Raw genomic sequence first — 21549 nt, forward strand, 5'->3', positions numbered from 1 at the left:
TTGACAGTTAAGGTGCCCTTCGTGCGCTAAGCATATTTACGATTTCATTGACCTGTAGACCTGATTATCATGGACAAATTTGACGCTAATCGCCGCAAATTGCTGGCGTTAGGTGGTGTTGCGCTCGGCGCTGCGGCCATCCTTCCGACGCCAGCATTTGCCACCCTCTCGACACCACGTCCGCGTATTTTAACGCTCAACAATCTTCATACCGGTGAGTCGCTTAAAGCGGAGTTTTTCGATGGCAGAGGCTATATTCAGGATGAATTAGCAAGACTTAACCATTTTTTCCGTGATTTCCGCGCGAATAAAATAAAAGCCATCGATCCAGGACTGTTTGATCAGATTTTCCGCCTTCAGGGCCTGCTGGGCACCAGCAAGCCGGTGCAGCTCATTTCAGGATACCGTTCACTCGATACCAACAATGAACTGCGCGCCCACAGCCGTGGGGTAGCGAAAAAAAGCTATCACACCAAAGGGCAGGCAATGGATTTCCACATTGAAGGCGTTTCGTTAGCCAATATTCGCAAAGCCGCGTTATCTATGCGCGCAGGTGGTGTAGGATACTACCCACGTAGCAACTTTGTGCATATTGATACCGGGCCGGTTCGGCACTGGTAATAACGAAACACAGGAGCAGTATGAACTATCGTATTATTCCGGTTACCGCGTTCTCCCAGAACTGTTCATTGATCTGGTGCGAGCAAACTAAACTGGCCGCGCTTGTCGATCCCGGCGGTGACGCTGAGAAAATCAAGCAGGAAGTCGCAGCAAGCGGCGTTACGCTGATGCAGATTTTGCTCACTCATGGTCATCTTGACCATGTAGGTGCTGCGGCTGAACTGGCTGAACACTACGGTGTGCCGGTTATTGGCCCGGAAAAAGAAGATGAGTTCTGGCTGCAGGGGTTACCCGCCCAAAGCCGCATGTTTGGCCTTGATGAGTGTCTGCCATTGACGCCCGATCGTTGGTTAAACGAGGGAGACCGCGTTACCGTAGGGAATGTGACTTTACAGGTGTTGCATTGTCCTGGGCATACGCCAGGCCATATCGTCTTCTTTGATGACCAGTCACGTCTGCTGATTTCCGGCGATGTGATTTTCAAAGGTGGCGTAGGACGCAGCGATTTCCCGCGCGGCGATCACGGGCAGCTGATTCAGTCGATTAAACAAAAGTTATTGCCGCTGGGTGATGACGTAACGTTTATCGCAGGACACGGTCCGATGTCGACGCTGGGCTATGAACGGCTCCATAACCCGTTCCTTCAGGATGAAATGCCTGTCTGGTAACCAGAATAAAAAAAAGCCTGCATAACGCAGGCTTTTTTTATGGGCGCAAATTACAGTACGGCGACAATCGCTTCGCACAGTGGCGCCATGTTGTCAGGCGTCATGCCTGCAACGTTTACGCGGCCAGACGCTACGGCGTACACGCCAAACTCTTCACGCAGACGCAGAACCTGCTCTTTGGTCAGGCCGCTGAACGAGAACATGCCGTTCTGTTTGATGATAAAGCTGAAGTCGCGGTCCGCGCCTTTCTCAGCCAGAGTGTTCACAAACAGCAGGCGCATGCGCTGAATGCGCTGGCGCATATCGTTCAGCTCTTGTTCCCAGATCGCGCGCAGGGCATCGTTGCTCAGGATGGTAGCAACAACAGAGGCACCGTGAGCCGGTGGGTTAGAGTAGTTAGCGCGGATCACGGACTTCATCTGGCTGAACGCACGATCGACGGTCTCTTCGTTTGCCGCGACCAGCGTACAGGCGCCAACGCGCTCGTTGTACAGGCCGAAGTTCTTGGAATAAGAACTCGCTACGATCAGTTCCTGATGTACCGCGGCGAACGCGCGCAGGCCTTCCGCATCTTCTTCCAGACCACGGGCAAAGCCCTGATAGGCGAAGTCAAACAGCGGCAGCCAGCCTTTTTCAACGGACAGCTTAGCCAGGTGTTCCCACTGCTCCAGCGTCGGGTCGATACCGGTTGGGTTGTGGCAGCAACCGTGGAACAGCACCACGTCACCTGCCTGCGCTTCGCTCAGGCTCGCCAGCAGGCCGTCGAAGTCGAGAGAGTGGTTTGCCGCGTCGTAGTAAGCATATTCACGCACTTCCAGACCCGCAGAGTTGAAGACGCTCTTGTGGTTTGGCCAGCTTGGGTTGCTCACCCATACGCGCTTAACAGAGGTATTTTTCGCAAGGAAATCCGCCGCAACGCGCAGCGCGCCGGTACCGCCAGGGGTTTGTGCTGTGCGAGCGCGTTTGCTGCTCACAATTTCGCTGCCTTTACCGAACAGCAGCTCCTGGGTGCAGCGACCAAATTCAGGGATACCATCAATACCGAGGTAGTTTTTGGTGGTTTCGTTTTCCAGCAGATACTGCTCAGCTTTTTTAACGCTGGTCAGGACCGGGGTTTTGCCGGTTTCATCTTTATATACACCAATACCCAGGTTGATTTTGCCAGGGCGGTCATCGGCACGAAACAGATCGGCCAGGCCCAGAATAGGGTCGGCAGGAGCGGCGGTAATGTTCTCAAACATGACGAAGTTCCATTGTGATTACAGAAGTGAAATCCGCTATCAGGTTAACGGTAGATTTACAAAATGCCAACCGTTTGCGACGAAAAGCGTGCGGCTTTTCAAAAGTCGCCATTATTTTCTGTCACGCATAAAAAAACAGGGCCGAAGCCCTGTTCATTAAGCATATAACAAAGTGGTGTACTGATTAGAACTGGTAAACCAGACCTACAGCAACGGTATCATCGTTGTTGATGCCCAGTTTGTTGTCGTCTTTCAGCTGGTTGATCTGGTAGTCAACATAGGTGGACATGTTTTTGTTGAAGTAGTAAGTCGCACCGATGTCGATGTAGTTGATGTAGTCTTCATCACCCACGCCTTCTACGTCTTTCGCTTTAGATTTGTAGTAAGCGATGGATGGACGCAGACCGAAGTCGAACTGGTACTGAGCAACAACAGAGAAGTCCTGAGTTTTGTTAGCGAAGCCGTTGTCCAGGCGAGCCGCGTTACGCATTTCACCGTACAGTGCTGCCAGGTAAATGTTGTTCGCGTCGTATTTCAGACCGGTAGCCCACTGCTCAGCTTTATCGCCTTTACCCCACTGCAGCGTTTGCTGGTTATTGGTACGGTCAGCTGCGCCGTATGCACCTACAACACCGAAGCCTTCGAAATCGTAGCTAACAGAAGTTGCCCAGCCGTCGCCGTTGGAACGCAGCGCATCGGTACGCTCGTTTTTGCCCAAGTACTGAACGCCAAAGTTCAGACCGTCAACCAGGCCGAAGAAGCCGCTGTTACGGTAAGTCGCCAGACCACCAGTACGGCCAGAGAAGAAGTTATCGCTCACGCCGGTGTCGCCGCCGAACTCTGGCAGCATATCGGTGATACCAATGGCATCATAAACCAGGCCGTAGTTACGACCGTAGTCGAAGGAGCCTGCGTCACCGAATTTCAGACCTGCGAATGCCAGACGGGTTTTGTTACCGGACTGTGCATCGGAGCCTTCAGAGTTGTTACCCTGGAAGTTGTATTCCCACTGACCGTAGCCGGCCAGCTGATCGTTGATCTGAGTTTCGCCTTTGAAGCCCAGACGCGCGTAAGTTTTGTCGCCATCGTTGCCGTCATTATCAGAGAAGTAATGCAGACCAACAGCTTTCCCGTAAAGATCTAATTTGTTGCCGTCTTTGTTATAGATTTCTGCAGCGTTTGCTGCACCGGCTACCAGCAGGGCAGGGATAACCACTGCCAGGATATTGCGCTTCATCATTATTTATTACCCTCATTGGTTTTTTTATGACACTCGCCACTGCCGTCAATAAATTCTGTCAATAAATATTTCCGGAACTATTGATGAGAGTTAGGTGTCTTTATGTATCTGACAGGCATCTTTCCATTCATAGAACCGTTTCGCTAGCCTGAAAGTGCTACAATTCTCAAGATTGAGTAACAAAAAGAAATTATGTGTAACTAAATGTGTATTTTTGGGAACTTTGTGAACCATCTCAAATTTCAGAGAGACTTGGTTAATTAATCGGCGGTTTCATTCCTATATATATGAATTGCTTATATTTAATTTGGCTAAAGGCAATTCATATACGCAGCCGTTCAACGCCTCATCTTTTCTTATGACCGCGAAAAGACTTCTGGATGGCTGTGAATTTGAGTAAAAAATATGCTATTGCTTGAGGATCGAATAATCACAATAAGATTGTGGGATTTTTTTTATTCAAAGATATTTCGTGGAAACAAAACGTAACAGCTAGTGCTTTTGACGGGGTTGTCATTTAAAGAGGCTGACTTTGCACTGACGTAAACTGACATTGCAGAATAAAATAATGGCCAGCTTTTGCTGGCCATTATGATTGATGCGGGTTAGAAGCTTGCGTTACGCGGTGTACGTGGGAACGGAATCACATCACGGACGTTCTGAACACCGGTTACATAGGCGATCAGACGCTCGAAGCCCAGGCCGAAGCCTGAATGCGGAACGGTACCGTAACGGCGCAGATCGCGATACCAGCTGTAGTCAGCCGGGTTGAGACCCATCTCTTCCATACGCGCATCCAGGACGTCCAGACGCTCTTCACGCTGAGAACCCCCGATGATTTCACCGATGCCAGGTGCCAGGACATCCATTGCGGCAACGGTTTTACCGTCTTCGTTAAGGCGCATATAGAAGGCCTTAATGTCTTTCGGGTAGTTTTTCACAACAACCGGTGCTTTAAAGTGTTTCTCTGCCAGATAGCGTTCGTGCTCAGAAGAGAGATCCACGCCCCAGTAGACCGGGTTCTCGAACTTCTCGCCGCACTTCTCAAGAATGGCAACCGCATCGGTGTAATCCACCTGCGCGAAGTCAGCAGATACAAAACGCTCCAGACGGGCAATCGCGTCGTTATCCACACGCTCAGCGAAGAATTTCATGTCGTCTGCACGTTCTTCCAGAACGGCTTTAAACACGTATTTCAGCATGGCTTCCGCCAGGCCTGCTACGTCATTGAGATCGGCAAAGGCCACTTCTGGCTCCAGCATCCAGAATTCCGCCAGGTGGCGGCTGGTGTTGGAGTTTTCTGCGCGGAAGGTTGGGCCAAAAGTGTAGATCTTAGACAGCGCACAGGCATAGGTTTCACCGTTGAGCTGGCCGGATACCGTCAGGAAGGCTTCTTTACCAAAGAAGTCTTTGTCGTAATCGACTTTACCTTCCGGCGTACGCGGCAGGTTTTCCATATCCAGCGTGGAAACGCGGAACATCTCACCCGCACCTTCAGTGTCGGACGCGGTGATCAGCGGCGTGGATACCCAGAAATAACCCTGCTCATCGAAGAAACGGTGTAGCGCCTGCGCCAGCGTGTGACGCACGCGGGCCACAGCACCGATCAGGTTGGTGCGTGGACGCAGGTGTGCCACTTCGCGAAGATACTCAATGCTGTGGCGTTTTGCCGCCATCGGGTAGGTATCTGGATCTTCCACCCAGCCGGTGACTTCAATCGCAGAGGCCTGAATTTCGAAGCTCTGGCCCTGTCCAGGCGATGCGACAACCACGCCGGTGACAATGACGGAACAGCCCGTTGTCAGGTGCAGAACCTCATCATTGTAATTGGGCAGAGAATTATTAATGACGGCCTGTACAGGATCAAAGCAGGAACCGTCATAGACGGCGAGGAAGGAGATGCCAGCTTTAGAATCTCGGCGGGTACGCACCCATCCGCGCACGGTGACTTCTTGGTCAACGGCGACACGGCCCTGGAGTACGTCGGCTACAGGCACAACGCTCATAATATTCTCTCTGTTAATTGTCGGAAATGATAAACACTTGTCCGCCCTTATGGGGGGATATCTATGTTACCTGGCATCCGCCATCAGACAAGCAGATTTCGCAGTCTTAAGAGAAGAAATAAGAAATAAATAAGAAGTGGGGAGCCTTTACGGCTCCCGAAAGCGGTTAACTGGCTTTTTTTACCTGCGGCAGATCGAAGGCTTTGCGCAATGCGCGGACAAAAGCTTTGTCATGACAGATGGTTTTACCCGGACTATCAGAGAGTTTCGCCACCGGCTTGCCGTTACATTCCACCAGCTTTATGACGATGTTCAGAGGTTTTACCTGAGGAATATCGCAGGTCAAACGGGTACCAATACCAAAGCTCAGATTCACTCTGGAGGAGAAATGGCGGTAAAGATCGACCGCTTTGGCTAAATCAAGGTTATCGGAGAAGACCAGGACTTTCGTCATTGGGTCAATGCCCAGTTTCTCGTAATGGGCAATGGCCTTTTCACCCCATTCCACCGGGTCTCCGGAGTCATGGCGTAAACCCTGATAACGCTCAGCAAATTCGGGCCCGAAGTCGCGCAGGAAGGCATCCATTGTGATGCAGTCGGTGAGGGCGATCCCCAGTTGATTCGGATACTCATCAAGCCAGGCGGCCAGCGCCGCGCGCTGGCTATTGGCAAGGTCAGGGCTAATCTGCTGATGCGCCTGGAACCACTCGTGCGCCTGGGTGCCCATTGGCGTCAGGTCCAGACGACGCGCAAGGTCGTAATTGCTGGTGCCCACAAACCATGGCTCTTGCTGAAGACGTTTAACGATAGCCTGCTGTACTTCGCGAGAGAAACGGCGGCGGGTGCCAAAGTCCATCAGGCGGAAGCGGGACATATCCAGCCCTTCGGTCAGGTGGGAAAATTCAACCAGCTTATTCTCCAGCGAGGCGACCGCCTGCTCGACGCCGGTTTCCGGCGAACGGTAGCGGTGGGCCAACTCGCTGATCACGGCCAGCAGCGGCACTTCCCACATGATCACTTCACGCCACGGCCCTGCAAGGCGGATATTCAGCTTGCCATTATCGTTAGTCACCGTGACCTGCTCTGGCTTGTAGCGGAAGTCGCGCAGCCAGGTAAGGTAGTCAGCTTTAAAGAAGGGCAGGCCGGAAAGCCAGTGATATTCGTCGTCCTGCAGCGCCAGATGCTGCATGGCATCGACCTGTTCACGAATGGAATCCGCGTAGATACCCAGCAAGTCGTCGCCCCGGCAGCGAAACTCCGCCGCAACATGAACGTCATGGTAATGGTGGAAAACGGCTTGCTGCATATGCAGTTTATACGCGTCGGTATCCAGCAATGTATGCAGAACAGGAGAAGCGAATTGAGTCATAGGTGCGCAGTAGCATCCTCTCACGGGAGCGTTTAGTACAATAAACAACTCCGGAGTATACCTGTTTTAGTGATTTATTGAACCCCGATCACAACATAAGCGCTCTTTATGGTCGAGGGCATTTTGTGCCTCGTGTTATACAAATGTAGCGAAAAAGGTGTTTGTACCTGAAAAGATGAACATTCTGCATAGCGCGTTTTAGACAACAGGAATATATTGAAACGTTACTCGACAAACGATGCATAAGGTTTTCTATGACACAACAGCCACAAGCCAAATACCGCCACGACTACCGTGCGCCGGATTACCTGATTAGCGATATCGATCTGACTTTTGACCTGGATGCCACTAAAACCGTCGTGACAGCGGTGAGCCAGGTGACGCGCCAGAGCGCGACGGCTGTACCGCTGCGTCTTGATGGTGAAGACCTGACGCTGGTCTCCCTGCATATTAATGATGAAGCGTGGACTGATTATAAAGAAGAAGGCAACCAGCTGGTCATCGACAACCTGCCGGAACGCTTTACGCTGCGCATCGTCAACGAAATCAGCCCGGCCGCCAATACCGCGCTGGAAGGACTTTATCAGTCAGGCGTAGCCCTGTGTACCCAGTGTGAAGCAGAAGGCTTCCGCCACATTACCTGGTATCTTGACCGCCCGGACGTACTGGCGCGCTTTACCACCAAAATCATTGCCGATAAAACCCTGTATCCATTCCTGCTCTCCAACGGTAACCGCGTCGGGGAAGGCGAACTGGAGAACGGCCGTCACTGGGTACAGTGGCAGGATCCGTTCCCGAAACCGTGCTACCTGTTTGCGCTGGTGGCGGGTGATTTCGACGTCCTGCGCGATACCTATAAAACCCGTTCTGGCCGCGACGTGGCGCTGGAGCTGTTTGTTGATCGCGGCAACCTTGACCGCGCGCCGTGGGCGATGACCTCGCTCATCAACTCCATGAAGTGGGACGAAGAGCGCTTTGGCCTCGAATACGATCTCGACATTTATATGATCGTCGCCGTCGACTTCTTCAATATGGGCGCGATGGAGAACAAAGGTCTTAACGTCTTTAACTCCAAATACGTGCTGGCGCGTACCGATACCGCCACCGACAAAGACTATCTTGATATCGAACGCGTCATCGGCCACGAATATTTCCATAACTGGACCGGTAACCGCGTTACCTGCCGCGACTGGTTCCAGCTGAGCCTGAAAGAGGGCTTAACGGTCTTCCGTGACCAGGAGTTCAGCTCCGATCTGGGTTCGCGTGCGGTGAACCGCATCAACAACGTACGCACCATGCGCGGCCTGCAGTTTGCGGAAGATGCCAGCCCAATGGCGCACCCGATTCGTCCTGATAAAGTTATCGAGATGAACAACTTCTACACCCTGACGGTGTACGAAAAGGGCGCTGAAATCATCCGCATGATCCATACCCTGCTGGGCGAAGAGAATTTCCAGAAAGGGATGCAGCTCTACTTCGAGCGTCACGACGGCAGCGCCGCCACCTGCGACGACTTCGTGCAGGCGATGGAAGACGCGTCCAACGTGGATCTGTCACATTTCCGCCTCTGGTATAGCCAGGCCGGTACACCTGTTGTGACCGTTAAAGACGACTACAATCCGGAAACCGAGCAGTACACCCTGACCATCAGCCAGCGCACGCCGCCAACGGCCGAGCAGGCAGAGAAACAGCCGCTGCACATTCCGTTCAGCATTGAGCTGTACGATAACGAAGGCAAAGTGATCCCCCTGAAGAAGGGCGGTCACCCGGTACACAGCGTGCTTAACGTCACCCAGGCGGAGCAGACGTTTATTTTCGATAATGTTTACTTCCAGCCGGTACCTGCGCTGCTGTGCGAATTCTCCGCGCCGGTAAAACTGGAGTACAAGTGGAGCGATCAGCAGCTGACGTTCCTGATGCGTCACGCGCGCAATGACTTCTCCCGCTGGGATGCAGCGCAGAGCCTGCTAGCAACCTATATCAAGCTTAACGTGAACCGCTACCAGCAGGGTCAGCCGCTGACGCTGCCGGTTCATGTTGCGGATGCCTTCCGCGCGATTCTGCTGGACGAGAACATTGACCCGGCACTGGCGGCTGAAATTCTGACCTTACCGTCCGCGACTGAAATCGCCGAGCTGTTCGAGATTATCGATCCGATTGCGATTGTCACAGTGCGTGAAGCGCTCACCCGCACGCTGGCTACCGAACTGGCGGATGAGTTCCTGGCCATTTACAACGCCAACAAGCTGGATGCGTACCGTGTTGAGCATGCAGATATCGGCAAACGTTCCCTGCGCAATACCTGTCTGCGCTATCTGGCCTTTGGTGACGCGGAACTGGCGAACACGCTGGTCAGCAAGCAGTATCACGAAGCCGATAACATGACCGACGCGCTGGCTGCGCTCGCCGCTAGCGTTGCCGCCGAGTTGCCGTGTCGTGATGCGCTAATGCAGGAGTACGACGACAAGTGGCACCAGGATGGTCTGGTGATGGACAAATGGTTCATTCTGCAGTCCACCAGCCCGTCCGCCGATGTGCTGAGCACAGTACGTCGCTTGCTGAAGCACCGTTCGTTCACCATGAGCAACCCGAACCGCGTCCGCTCGCTGATTGGCGCGTTTGCCAGCAGCAACCCGGCTGCCTTCCACGCGGAAGACGGCAGCGGCTATCAGTTTATGGTGGAAATGCTGACCGAGCTGAACAGTCGTAACCCGCAGGTGGCGTCTCGTCTGATTGAGCCGCTGATCCGCCTGAAACGCTACGATGCGAAGCGCCAGACGAAGATGCGCGCCGCGCTTGAGCAGCTGAAAGGGCTGGAAAACCTGTCTGGCGATTTGTACGAGAAGATTGCTAAGGCCTTAGCGTAATACAAAAAAGTGCCCGGTGGGCAGGTAAAAGCAAAACGGCAACCTCGGTTGCCGTTTTTAGTTTTTTCTCCCTCTCCCCGTGGGAGAGGGCATCAGGCATTAGCTTTAATCAACGCCCGTTCACTTACCCCGCGCTTCATCACCCGATCCAATACTTCCGCCTCCAGCTCCGCCAGTCTTGCCGAGCCCACGCGGCGAGGGCGCGGGATATCCACCGTCAGATCCAGGCCAATCTTCCCGTCTTCTATCAGCAGCACCCGGTCCGCCATCGCCACGGCTTCACTCACGTCATGCGTCACCAGCAGTACCGTAAAGCCATGCTCCTGCCACAGGGACTCAATCAAATCCTGCATTTCAATCCGCGTCAGCGCATCGAGCGCGCCGAGCGGTTCATCAAGCAACAGCAGGCCGGGACGGTGAATCAACGCTCGCGCCAGCGCCACGCGCTGTTTCTGTCCCCCTGACAGCGCGGCAGGCCACTCGGCTGCGCGGTTTTCCAGCCCGACGGCGGCCAGCGCCTGACGTGCGTTATCTCGCCAGCTGCCCTTCAGACCGAGACCGACGTTGTCGATAACCGTTTTCCACGGCAGCAGGCGCGCGTCCTGAAACATCATGCGCGTATCGTCCTGAATATTGGCCAGCGGCGTTGTCCCTGCCAGGATTTCACCGCCGTTGGGGGCTTCCAGCCCGGCCAGAAGGCGTAGCAACGTACTTTTGCCGCCGCCGCTGCGACCGACAACGGCCACAAATTGTCCGGCGGGAATATGCAGATCCAGCCCGTTAAGAATGGTGTTTTCACCGTAGCGCTTGGTGACGCCGTTAAGCAGTAACGGCGTCCCCTGGTTCAGTCGTGCAGTATTCATGCTTTTGCCTCCTGAAGGGTATAGGCCGGGTTCCAGCGCAGCCAGCTGCGTTCCAGCCACTGGGCGCTGACGTCGGCAAGTTTGCCGAGCAGGGCGTAAAGGATGATGGCCACCACCACCACGTCGGTTTGCAGGAATTCACGGGCGTTCATCGCCAGATAGCCGATGCCGGAGTTAGCCGAAATGGTTTCCGCCACAATCAGCGTCAGCCACATCAGGCCGAGCGCAAAACGCACCCCAACCATAATCGAGGGCAGGGCGCCCGGCAGGATCACGTGTATAAAGAGAGAAAAACCGGACAAACCGTAGCTTCGCGCCATCTCGACCAGACCGCGATCGATATTGCGGATGCCGTGCCAGGTGTTGATGTAAATCGGGAACAACGTCCCCAGCGCCACGAGGAAGATCTTGGCGCTCTCATCAATGCCAAACCACAGGATAACCAGCGGGATCAGCGCCAGATGCGGCACGTTGCGCAGCATCTGTATGGACGTATCCAGCAGACGCTCGCCCCAGCGCGAAAGGCCGCTGATCAGACCCAGAACCAGACCGATGCTGCCGCCGATGGAAAACCCAATCACGGCGCGCCAGGAGCTGATCGCCAGATGCTGCCACAGCTCTCCGCTCACGCTCAGCGACCAGAACGCTTCTACGACGCCCTCCGGAGAGGGCAAAATGCGGCTCGACAGCCAGCCGGTTGACGATGCGAGCTGCCAGAGAGCCACAATGCCGACGGGTAAAAACCACGGCGCGGCGCGCAGCAGCCATTTTTGTGAGGTGGCAGACATGATGACTCCTTAGCTTTGCGCGGCTTTTCGTGGAATAAATTCGTTCGCCACGGCTTCGCCCTGAAGCTGGAGTTGCTGCGGCTGCGGAATTTCCGGGATGGCGACATCCAGATGCGGGAACAACAGTTCGCCGACCTTGTAGGCCTCTTCCAGATGCGGATAGCCGGAAAGGATAAAGCTGTCGATGCCCAGCTCGGCGTATTCATTAATCCGCGCAGCCACCGTTGGACCATCGCCGACCAGCGCCGTACCTGCGCCGCCGCGTACCAGACCGACACCCGCCCACAGGTTCGGGCTGATCTCCAGGTTCTCGCGCTTGCCGTTGTGCAGGGACGCCATCCGGTGCTGTCCGACGGAGTCGGTTTTAGCAAATGCGGCCTGCGCCTTCGCGATGGTCTCATCGTCCAGGTGCGAGATCAGACGGTCGGCAGCCTGCCAGGCTTCTTCATTGGTTTCGCGCACAATCACATGGAGGCGAATACCGAAGCGCACCTTTCGGCCGTGTGCGGCCGCCTTAGCACGTACCTGGGCAATTTTTTCTTTCACCAGCTCAGGCGGCTCGCCCCAGGTCAGGTAGAGATCGACCTGCTCGGCGGCCAGATCCTGGGCCACATCCGACGATCCGCCAAAATAGAGCGGCGGGCGCGGCTGCTGCACCGGCGGGAAGTAGAGTTTCGCATCGCGAACGTGAATATGTTTGCCTTCGAAGGTGACGGTTTCACCTTCCAGCAGGCGTCGCCAGACGCGGGTGAATTCGGCGGAGGCCTCGTAGCGCTCCGTGTGATCGAGGAATACGCCATCGCCCGCCAGCTCTTGCGGATCGCTACCCGTTACCAGGTTAAACAGGGCGCGACCGTTGGACAGTCTGTCCAGCGTTGCCGCCTGACGCGCCGCCACGGTGGGGGAAACCACGCTCGGGCGTAGCGCAACCAGGAACTTCAGACGCTGGGTGACCGGGATCATCGACGCGGCAACCAGCCACGCATCCTCGCACGACCGTCCGGTCGGGATCAGCACGCCGGTGAAACCGATACGGTCCGCCGCCTGCGCAATCTGCTGCAGGTAGCCATGGTCAACCGGGCGTGACCCCTCTTCTGTACCAAGATAGTGTCCATCACCGTGGGTGGGTAAAAACCAGAAAAGATTCAGACTCATGATTTAGCTCCTTCTTTGCCTGCGGGCTGCCAGATGCGTTCGCGAATATTGACCTGTTTAGGTACCAGGCGGTTTTGATAGAAGAGGTCAGCGGTTTGCTGCTGAAGGGTGGCGACGTGCGCGTTGACAGGCGCAATGGTGGTCGGCGGACGGTGGCTGAGATAGCTCGCGATCACCGGTTCAGGTAAGCCCATGGTTTTTGCCAGCAGGGTAATGCTCTCCTGACGCTGGCTCCGGGTCAGAGCATCGGCCTGCGTAAAGGTATCCAGTACGCCCTGAATAAATGTGCCGTTTTTTTCCGCGTAAGGGCGTGCAGCAAGATAGAACGAGCCGGTCTGTTTCAGCGTGGTGCCGTCTTTCAGCACCCGCACGCCACCCTGCAGTAAGGCTGCGGAGTAGTACGGATCCCATATGGCCCAGGCATCCACGTTCTTCTGCTGGAACGCGGCGCGTGCGTCGGCAGGCGTCAGGTAAACGGGCTGAATGTCGGTGAATTTAAGCCCGGCCTCTTGCAGGGCGCGCAGCAGCAGGTTGTGCGAGCTGGAACCTTTCTGGAAAGCCACTTTATGACCTTTAAGGTCGGCAACGCTTTTAATGTCGCTATTTTCAGGTACCAGAATGACCTCGGCTTTCGGCTTAGCGGGTTCGACGCCCACATAGACCAGATCGGCCCCGGCAGCCTGAGCAAAGATAGGCGGAATATCACCCGTGCTGCCTAAATCAATACTCCCGACGTTCAGCGCCTCCAGCATCTGCGGGCCTGCCGGGAACTCCACCCAGGAGAATTTGGTGTCCGGGAAGCGTTTTTCCAGAAGCTGGTGGCTTTTCGCCAGCACCATGCTGACGCTGCCTTTCTGATAGCCGATACGCAGGCTTTCCGGCGCGGTTTCAGCCGCGTGAGCCAGCGACGAGAGGGTCATCAGCCCTGCCAGCCCGATACGTGTCAGTGTTTTAAACATGAGCGACTCCTTGCGACGGATTAAAAGCGGGAACCTGAATATCCCGGCGATGCAGCGCATGCCAGAAGGTTTCCAGCGCAGCATCAAGGCGGGTTTGCAGATTCGGCGTAAAGTGGGGCTTGTGTTGATAGTCGATGACCTGTGAATCATCAGCGAAAACGCCATGCAGGATCTCCTGTGCTTTCAGGGCGTTCAGCACCGGTTTCAGTGCGTAATCCACGGCTAGTAAATGGGCAACCGTACCGCCGGTTGCCAGCGGCAGTACGACTTTGCCGTCCAGCGCGCGTTCCGGAAGTAGGTCGAGCAGGGTTTTCAGTGCGCCAGAAAAAGAGGCTTTATAAATGGGCGTCGCCACAATGAGGCCATCTGCCCCTTTGAGTTGCTCGATCAGGGTCTTAAGCGCGGGGCTGTCGAAACGGGCATAGAGCAAATCTTCAGGTTCGAAGTTATGTAGATTCCAGTGGCACACTTCCACATCCAGAGCAGTGAGCTTTTCACGGGCATATTCCAGCAGGGCGCTGGAACGCGAGGGGAACCGTGGACTACCGGCCAGGGTGATGACGCGCATGTTTGCTCCTTATAACTAATTGTTTGCTTTTATCTAACATTCATAACAATTTTAAGGAGTGTGACATCGCCGGGTTATTCCACTAAATGATTTATCTGCAATTAAAATGCGAAAAAGTGCATAAGAAATAGACGGGAAGGTAAACGATTGCGTTTTGCGCGGATTTTTTGCCGCAGGTCAATTCCCTTTCCGGGCGGGATCGCCCATAATCCCCTCCCGGTTTGCACACCGGGAATCCAGGAGAGTTCATGCACTACCCCTTCGTTCGTAAAGCCCTTTTCCAGCTCGATCCTGAGCGCGCTCATGAATTTACATTCCAGCAATTACGTCGTATTACCGGAACGCCTTTGGCTGCGCTGGTGCGTCAGAATGTGCCGGAAAAACCTGTGCAATGCATGGGCCTGACCTTTAAGAATCCGCTGGGCCTGGCGGCCGGGCTGGATAAAAATGGCGAATGTATTGATGCCCTGGGCGCGATGGGGTTTGGATCCATCGAAATCGGTACCGTTACGCCGCGTCCGCAGCCGGGTAACGACAAGCCGCGTCTGTTCCGCCTGGTCGAAGCTGAGGGGCTGATCAACCGTATGGGCTTCAACAACCTCGGTGTCGATCATCTGGTGGAGAACGTTAAAAAATCCCATTTTGATGGCGTATTAGGCATCAATATTGGTAAAAATAAAGACACGCCGGTAGAGCAGGGTAAAGATGACTATCTGATTTGTATGGAAAAAGTCTATGCCTACGCCGGTTATATTGCGGTGAATATTTCTTCACCCAATACCCCAGGCCTGCGTTCATTACAATATGGCGACGCGCTGGACGATCTCCTGAGTGCCATTAAAAATAAGCAGAATGAACTCCAGGCGATCCACCATAAATATGTTCCGGTCGCGGTTAAGATCGCCCCGGATCTTTCTGCCGAAGAATTGATCCAGGTTGCCGACAGTTTAGTGCGCCATAATATTGATGGTGTGATAGCAACCAATACGACGCTCGATCGTTCTCTCGTTCAGGGAATGAAAAACTGTGACGAAGCGGGTGGGTTAAGTGGCCGTCCGGTACAATTAAAAAGTACGGAAATTATTCGCGCACTGTCTGCTGAATTACAGGGACGTCTGCCCATTATTGGCGTGGGCGGTATCGACTCTGTAATCGCTGCCCGCGAGAAGATGGCTGCCGGGGCATCATTGGTGCAAATTTATTCCGGCTTTATTTTTAAAGGCCCGCCATTGATTAAAGAAATCGTTACTCATATCTAATCTTTTCTCCTAATCAGACAACCAGGGCTTTATTTCCGGCCCTGGTTGTTTTATATTCCGTCACTGTTGCTTATTTAGTCATTATAGTCTTTTATTAATGGTGTTATAAACGAGGCGGCAAACAGGACATTTTTAGTACAGGACGTTTGGGGACGGGAGAGACACATGCGAATTAAACCTGACGATAACTGGCGCTGGTATTTTTGCGACGAGCACGATCGTATGATGCTCGATTTAGCCAATGGCATGTTGTTTCGTTCACGTTTTCCGCGTCGAATGTTAACCCCGGACGCTTTCTCGCCGTCAGGCTTTTGCGTGGACGATGCTGCGCTTTATTTCTCTTTTGAAGAAAAATGCCGCGATCTGGTGCTCTCAAAAGAGCAGCGCGCCGAGCTGGTATTAAATGCGCTGGTGGCTATCCGCTTCCTGAAACCACAAATGCCAAAAAGCTGGCATTTTCTTGCGCACGGCATGAGCTGGACTCCGGCAACGGGTGATGCGGCAAGCGTCAACCTGAGCGATACCGCAGAAGAAGTGAATTTACTGGTAGTTGAGCCAGGCGAAAATGCTGCGCTCTGCCTGCTGGCGCAGCCCGGCGTAACGATTGCCGGGCGGACGATGCAGCTTGGCGATGCCATTAAAGTGATGAACGACAGGCTGAAGCCACAGCTGCGCGTTGATTCGTTCAGCCTTGAACAGGCCGTTTAAGCTTCCAGCTGGACGGACGTTTTCGGCACACAGCTGCAGCATAAAATCGTACCGTCATCACCTACCGCCGATTTCTTCAGCGCAGTGACTTCTCCCTCTACCAGCTTGATTCGACAGCATCCGCAAATACCTGCCCGACAGGAGTAAGGAACGCGGATCCCTGCCTGTTCCAGTTGCTCAAGTAAGACCTGCTGATTGTTGCCACGAATAACCTTACCCTGCCAGTGAATATCAACCCCTGACGACGGCGCGGACTCGACATCAACAAACTCCTCTTCCTGGCTGGAACCATAAATCCTGGCGGGACCACGGGTGAGGATTTCTACTTCATCACCGACGCGGATCGCGCCGCTGGAGCGCGGGATGAGGTTCTGACCGAAATCCACATCGCCGTTGTCCTGGGCGGTACGGAATGACTGCAACGTTTTCAACGGTTCACCGGAAGGATGTTTTTGGCCTTTCTCTGGGCTGACGGTGGTGAAAATGCAGCGGCTGCAGGGTTTAACGACATCAAAGATGACGCTGCCGATGCGGATCACCTTCCAGGTATCTTCGTCCCAGGCGTCGACACCCGTCACCACCAGGTTCGGACGGAACTGTTCCATCTGGACGCTGGCTTTGCAGCGGCGCTGTAAATCGCGCAGTGACGCTTCGTTGGTCAGCAGGAACGGGAAGCCATCGGCGAAGGAGAGGGGAACGGCGTCATGGCGCTTCACGCGACGCGTCGGTTCAGGCCCAACCCAGCGCAGCTGCACGTCGCGGGAGAAGAAACCGCTCAGCCAGCGGTTAATTTCATCCGGGGCGATGCGCGCGGTAAAATGATTGCCCCACACTTCCGTTGGCGCATCGACAGGCGCAAAATCAGCAAAGCGAATTATCGCGCTGGAACCGTCCGGCGCGGTAAGGTGCAAACCGTCATGAAGCGGGGAAGGGGTAAAGCGAACCATCTGCGGGAACTGGCGTGCGGTAATGAACGTGCCGTCAGGCTCGGTGACCATAAAAATGCGATCGAAGGCGAATCCGCTCATGTCGGCCAGCGCGTGAGAGACGCCGATGCCGCGCATGGATTTCACCGGATGAATAAAAAGCCTGGATAACGTCGCCACTGCACACTCCCACAAATGAAAATAAGCCTTCAACTTTATGACATACACGCCATATTAGCTATAATGCGCGACAATTTTCTAAGAGTAAAAGTGACGATATGAATTCTCTGTTTGCCAGTACGGCCCGTGGGCTGGAAGAGCTGTTAAAAACTGAACTGGAAAGCCTGGGCGCGAAAGAGTGCCAGGTGGTTCAGGGTGGTGTCCATTTTGAGGGCGACACGCGGCTTATTTACCAGAGCCTGATGTGGAGCCGTCTGGCGTCGCGCATCATGCTGCCGATGAAGGAGTGCAAGGTCTATAGCGACCTGGATCTCTATACCGGCGTACAGATGATCGACTGGACAGAGATCTTCACGCCAAACGCCACCTTTGCGGTGCATTTCAATGGCGTGAACGACGAGATCCGCAACAGCCAGTACGGTGCCCTGCGCGTAAAAGACGCCATCGTGGACTGCTTCACGCGTAAAAATAAGGAACGTCCAAACGTCGATCGCGAAAATCCTGATCTGCGTATTAACGTCTGGCTGAACGGTGATACGGCGAGTATCTCCCTCGATCTGAGCGGCGCGGGTCTGCACCTGCGCGGCTACCGCGATCGCACCGGTATGGCGCCGATCAAAGAAACGCTGGCCGCCGCCATTGTGATGCGCTCCGGCTGGCAGCCGGGCACGCCGCTGCTCGATCCTATGTGTGGTTCCGGTACGCTGCTGATTGAAGCGGCCATGCTGGCAACCGACCGCGCGCCGGGCCTGCATCGCGGCCACTGGGGCTTTAAAGGCTGGGCACAGCACGACGAAGCGCTCTGGAAAGAGGTCAAAGACGACGCGCAGACCCGCGCGCGCAAAGGCCTGGCGGAGTACACCTCCCACTTCTACGGTTCGGACAGCGACCCGCGCGTCATTGAGCGCGCGCGCAGCAACGCCCGTCGCGCCGGTATCGGCGAGCTGGTCACCTTCGAGGTGAAAGACGTGGCGAACCTGAGCAACCCGCTGCCAAAAGGTCCGTACGGCACCGTAATCAGTAACCCGCCATACGGCGAGCGTCTGGACAGCGAGCCGGCGCTGATTGCCCTACACAGCCTGCTGGGCCGCAATATGAAGGACTACTTCGGCGGCTGGAACCTGTCTCTGTTTAGCGCCTCGCCGGAGCTGCTGAGCTGCCTGCAGCTGCGTGCCGATCGCCAGTTTAAGGCGAAAAACGGCCCGCTGGACTGCGTGCAGAAGAACTACCATCTGGCGGAGAAAGCGGCGGACAGCAAGCCGTCCGGCGTGGCGGAAGATTACGCCAACCGCCTGCGCAAGAACCTGAAAAAATATGAGAAGTGGGCGAAGCAGGAAGGGATTGAATGCTATCGCCTGTACGACGCCGACCTGCCGGAGTACAACGTGGCGGTTGACCGCTACGCGGACTGGGTGGTGATTCAGGAATATGCGCCACCGAAAACCATTGATGCGCAAAAAGCGCGTCAGCGCATGCTGGACGTCATTGCGGCGACCATCGCCGTGCTGGGCATTACGCCGAACAAACTGGTACTGAAAACCCGCGAGCGCCAGAAGGGCAAAAACCAGTATCAGAAGATGGGCGAGAAGGGCGATTTTATCGAAGTGGGCGAGTACAACGCCCGCCTGTGGGTAAACCTGACCGACTATCTTGATACCGGCCTGTTCCTTGACCACCGTATCGCGCGCCGCATGCTGGGCCAGATGAGCAAGGGCAAAGATTTCCTCAACCTGTTCTCCTATACCGGCAGCGCCAGCGTGCATGCGGGTCTGGGCGGTGCGCGGAGCACCACCACGGTGGATATGTCCCGCACCTATCTGGAGTGGGCGGAGCGCAACCTGCGTCTGAACGGCCTGACCGGACGTCAGCATCGCCTGATGCAGGCCGACGTGCTGGGCTGGCTGCGTGATACCGACGAGCAGTTCGATCTGATCTTCATCGATCCGCCGACCTTCTCCAACTCCAAGCGTATGGAGGATAGCTTTGATGTTCAACGCGATCACCTGCGCCTGATGACCGACCTGAAGCGCCTGCTGCGTAAAGGCGGCACCATTATGTTCTCGAACAACAAACGCGGCTTCCGCATGGATCATGAAGGCTTAGCCACGCTGGGACTGAAAGCGCAAGAAATCAGCCAGAAAACGCTGTCTCAGGACTTTGCCCGTAACCGTCAGATCCATAACTGCTGGTTAATCTCAGCGGTCTGAAAGGAAATATAAATGTCACTAATTAGCATGCACGGCGCCTGGCTGTCTTTCAGCGATGCGCCCCTTCTCGATGATACTGAACTGCATATTGAAGACAACGAACGCGTTTGTCTGGTAGGTCGTAACGGCGCGGGTAAATCCACGCTGATGAAGATCCTTAACCGTGAGCAGGGCCTGGATGACGGCCGTATCGTTTACGAGCAGGATCTGATTGTTTCTCGACTGCAGCAGGATCCACCGCGTAACGTGGCGGGTACCGTATACGACTTCGTTGCGGAAGGGATCTCTGAACAGGCCGAATACCTGAAGAGCTATCATGAAATTTCGCATCTGGTGATGACCGACCCGAGCGAAAAAAACCTTAATGAAATGGCGCGCCTGCAGGAGCTGCTGGATCATCACGGCCTGTGGCAGCTTGAAAGCCGTATCACTGAAGTGCTGGACCAGTTAGGTCTGGATGCGGATATGGAGCTGGCATCACTTTCCGGCGGCTGGCTGCGTAAAGCGGCGCTGGGACGCGCGCTGGTCAGCGGCCCGAAAGTGCTGCTGCTTGACGAACCGACCAACCACCTGGACATTGAAGCCATCGACTGGCTGGAAGGGTTCCTGAAGACCTTCAACGGCACCATTATTTTCATCTCGCACGACCGTTCGTTTATCCGCAACATGGCGACCCGCATTGTCGATCTCGATCGCGGCAAACTGGTGACCTATCCTGGCGATTACGACACCTATCTGTTGGAAAAAGAAGAAAACCTGCGCGTAGAAGAGCTGCAAAACGCTGAGTTCGACCGCAAGCTGGCGCAAGAAGAGGTCTGGATCCGCCAGGGCATCAAAGCCCGCCGTACCCGTAACGAAGGCCGCGTGCGGGCGTTAAAAGCGATGCGTAACGAGCGTAGCGCCCGCCGTGAGGTGATGGGTAGCGCGAAGATGCAGGTGGAAGAGGCATCCCGCTCGGGCAAAATCGTCTTTGAGATGGAAGACGTGAATTACCAGGTTGACGGCAAAGTGCTGGTGAAAGACTTTTCCGCTCAGGTTCAGCGTGGCGACAAAATTGCCCTCATTGGCCCGAACGGCTGTGGTAAAACCACGCTGCTCAAACTGATGTTAGGCCAGCTGAAGGCTGATAGCGGTCGCGTTCACTGTGGTACGAAGCTGGAAGTGGCCTACTTCGACCAGCACCGCGCAGAGCTTGACCCGGACAGAACGGTGATGGATAACCTCGCTGAAGGTAAGCAAGAAGTGATGGTTAACGGTAAGCCGCGCCACGTGCTGGGCTATTTGCAGGACTTCCTGTTCCATCCGAAACGTGCAATGACACCGGTACGCGCGCTGTCTGGCGGCGAGCGAAACCGACTGCTGCTGGCACGTCTGTTCCTGAAGCCAAGTAACCTGTTGATTCTCGATGAACCAACCAACGATCTGGATGTCGAAACGCTGGAATTACTGGAGGAGTTAATCGACGGTTATCAGGGAACCGTGATGCTGGTGAGCCACGATCGTCAGTTTGTTGATAACACCGTAACCGAGTGCTGGATTTTTGAAGGTGAAGGCCGGATTGGTCAATACGTGGGCGGTTATCATGACGCGCGTGGACAACAAACCCAGTCGCTGCTGCAAAAACAGGCAAAATCCAAAAGTGCACCGGAACCGGTTATAGCAAAAGCAGAAACTGTCAAAAAATCTCCTGCTAAAATGAGCTATAACCTGCTGCGCGAACTGGAAGGCTTACCTCAGCGTCTTGAAGAACTGGAAGCTGCTCTTGAAACGCTGCAAATTCAGGTTGCTGATGCGTCATTCTTTACGCAGCCGCACGACTATACTCAGAAAATATTGGCTGAACTGTCCGCGGCTGAAAAAGCCCTGGAAGAAGCATTTGAGCGCTGGGAGTACCTCGAGTCTCTGAAAAACGGCGCATAAACAG

The 21549-nt window shown here is 54.7% G+C and carries 17 protein-coding genes; 7 read left to right on the plus strand and 10 right to left on the minus strand.

The features are described 5' to 3' along the window. Positions 1-69 precede the first annotated feature (69 nt). Both K5E19_RS00335 and K5E19_RS00340 read left to right on the plus strand, forming a co-directional pair. Positions 70-621, plus strand: coding sequence for a YcbK family protein (locus tag K5E19_RS00335; RefSeq protein WP_010429293.1), 552 nt, complete (start codon positions 70-72; stop codon positions 619-621). A 20-nt stretch (positions 622-641) separates the two neighbouring features. Continuing rightward, positions 642-1289, plus strand: coding sequence for an MBL fold metallo-hydrolase (locus K5E19_RS00340; RefSeq protein ID WP_089598364.1), 648 nt, complete (start codon positions 642-644; stop codon positions 1287-1289). 50 nt (positions 1290-1339) lie between these two features. Here K5E19_RS00340 and K5E19_RS00345 read toward each other — a convergent pair whose 3' ends face one another. From K5E19_RS00345 to pncB, 4 genes are all read right to left on the minus strand, one after another. Then, a complete protein-coding gene (locus tag K5E19_RS00345; protein WP_047648166.1) occupies positions 1340-2530 on the minus strand; it encodes an amino acid aminotransferase in 1191 nt (396 codons plus the stop codon). A 184-nt stretch (positions 2531-2714) separates the two neighbouring features. Then, positions 2715-3770, minus strand: a complete 1056-nt coding sequence (gene ompF / locus K5E19_RS00350) for a porin OmpF (protein ID WP_311775502.1) — start codon at positions 3768-3770, stop codon at positions 2715-2717. A 605-nt stretch (positions 3771-4375) separates the two neighbouring features. Beyond that, entirely contained in the window at positions 4376-5776 is a 1401-nt protein-coding gene (gene asnS / locus K5E19_RS00355) for an asparagine--tRNA ligase (RefSeq protein ID WP_221549551.1), read from the minus strand. A gap of 166 nt (positions 5777-5942) precedes the next feature. After that, positions 5943-7145, minus strand: coding sequence for a nicotinate phosphoribosyltransferase (gene pncB, locus K5E19_RS00360; protein WP_010429311.1), 1203 nt, complete (start codon positions 7143-7145; stop codon positions 5943-5945). Positions 7146-7399: 254 nt separating this feature from the next. Between pncB and pepN the strand changes: the two genes are divergently transcribed. Beyond that, positions 7400-10012 (plus strand): aminopeptidase N, encoded by a 2613-nt coding sequence (pepN, locus tag K5E19_RS00365; protein ID WP_221549552.1) that lies wholly within the window; start codon positions 7400-7402, stop codon positions 10010-10012. Positions 10013-10104: 92 nt separating this feature from the next. On the opposite strand, the gene ssuB is transcribed toward pepN, so the two are convergent. The 5 genes from ssuB to ssuE are packed head-to-tail and all read right to left on the minus strand — an operon-like array spanning position 10105 to position 14345. Further along, positions 10105-10875 (minus strand): aliphatic sulfonates ABC transporter ATP-binding protein, encoded by a 771-nt coding sequence (gene ssuB / locus K5E19_RS00370; protein ID WP_221549553.1) that lies wholly within the window; start codon positions 10873-10875, stop codon positions 10105-10107. Then, entirely contained in the window at positions 10872-11663 is a 792-nt protein-coding gene (gene ssuC / locus K5E19_RS00375; RefSeq protein ID WP_023311016.1) for an aliphatic sulfonate ABC transporter permease SsuC, read from the minus strand. Before ssuC ends, ssuB begins: the two co-directional genes overlap by 4 nt. A 9-nt stretch (positions 11664-11672) precedes the next feature. Continuing rightward, a complete protein-coding gene (gene ssuD / locus K5E19_RS00380) occupies positions 11673-12818 on the minus strand; it encodes an FMNH2-dependent alkanesulfonate monooxygenase (RefSeq protein WP_214576341.1) in 1146 nt (381 codons plus the stop codon). Next, a complete protein-coding gene (locus K5E19_RS00385; protein ID WP_221549554.1) occupies positions 12815-13777 on the minus strand; it encodes a sulfonate ABC transporter substrate-binding protein in 963 nt (320 codons plus the stop codon). Before K5E19_RS00385 ends, ssuD begins: the two co-directional genes overlap by 4 nt. Then, positions 13770-14345, minus strand: coding sequence for an NADPH-dependent FMN reductase (ssuE, locus tag K5E19_RS00390; RefSeq protein WP_010429323.1), 576 nt, complete (start codon positions 14343-14345; stop codon positions 13770-13772). The genes K5E19_RS00385 and ssuE overlap by 8 nt, the downstream gene beginning before the upstream one ends. Before the next feature lie 248 nt (positions 14346-14593). Between ssuE and pyrD the strand changes: the two genes are divergently transcribed. Then, positions 14594-15604, plus strand: coding sequence for a quinone-dependent dihydroorotate dehydrogenase (pyrD, locus tag K5E19_RS00395; protein ID WP_221549555.1), 1011 nt, complete (start codon positions 14594-14596; stop codon positions 15602-15604). 165 nt (positions 15605-15769) lie between these two features. Then, positions 15770-16312 carry a cell division protein ZapC gene (gene zapC, locus K5E19_RS00400; protein ID WP_221549556.1) on the plus strand — a complete coding sequence of 181 codons (543 nt, stop codon included), beginning with the start codon at positions 15770-15772 and terminating at the stop codon, positions 16310-16312. On the opposite strand, the gene K5E19_RS00405 is transcribed toward zapC, so the two are convergent. Continuing rightward, positions 16309-17418 carry a YcbX family protein gene (locus tag K5E19_RS00405; RefSeq protein WP_221549557.1) on the minus strand — a complete coding sequence of 370 codons (1110 nt, stop codon included), beginning with the start codon at positions 17416-17418 and terminating at the stop codon, positions 16309-16311. The genes zapC and K5E19_RS00405 overlap by 4 nt on opposite strands. Before the next feature lie 98 nt (positions 17419-17516). Between K5E19_RS00405 and rlmKL the strand changes: the two genes are divergently transcribed. Both rlmKL and K5E19_RS00415 read left to right on the plus strand, forming a co-directional pair. Further along, on the plus strand, positions 17517-19625 hold the full coding sequence (gene rlmKL / locus K5E19_RS00410) for a bifunctional 23S rRNA (guanine(2069)-N(7))-methyltransferase RlmK/23S rRNA (guanine(2445)-N(2))-methyltransferase RlmL (RefSeq protein WP_221549558.1): 2109 nt from the start codon (positions 17517-17519) through the stop codon (positions 19623-19625). Between the two features lie 12 nt (positions 19626-19637). Then, positions 19638-21545, plus strand: coding sequence for an ABC transporter ATP-binding protein (locus tag K5E19_RS00415; protein WP_221549559.1), 1908 nt, complete (start codon positions 19638-19640; stop codon positions 21543-21545). The last annotated feature ends 4 nt before the right edge of the window (positions 21546-21549 follow it).

Origin of the sequence: Enterobacter sp. RIT637 (assembly GCF_019718755.1) — a bacterium.
Classification (GTDB): Bacteria; Pseudomonadota; Gammaproteobacteria; order Enterobacterales; family Enterobacteriaceae; genus Enterobacter.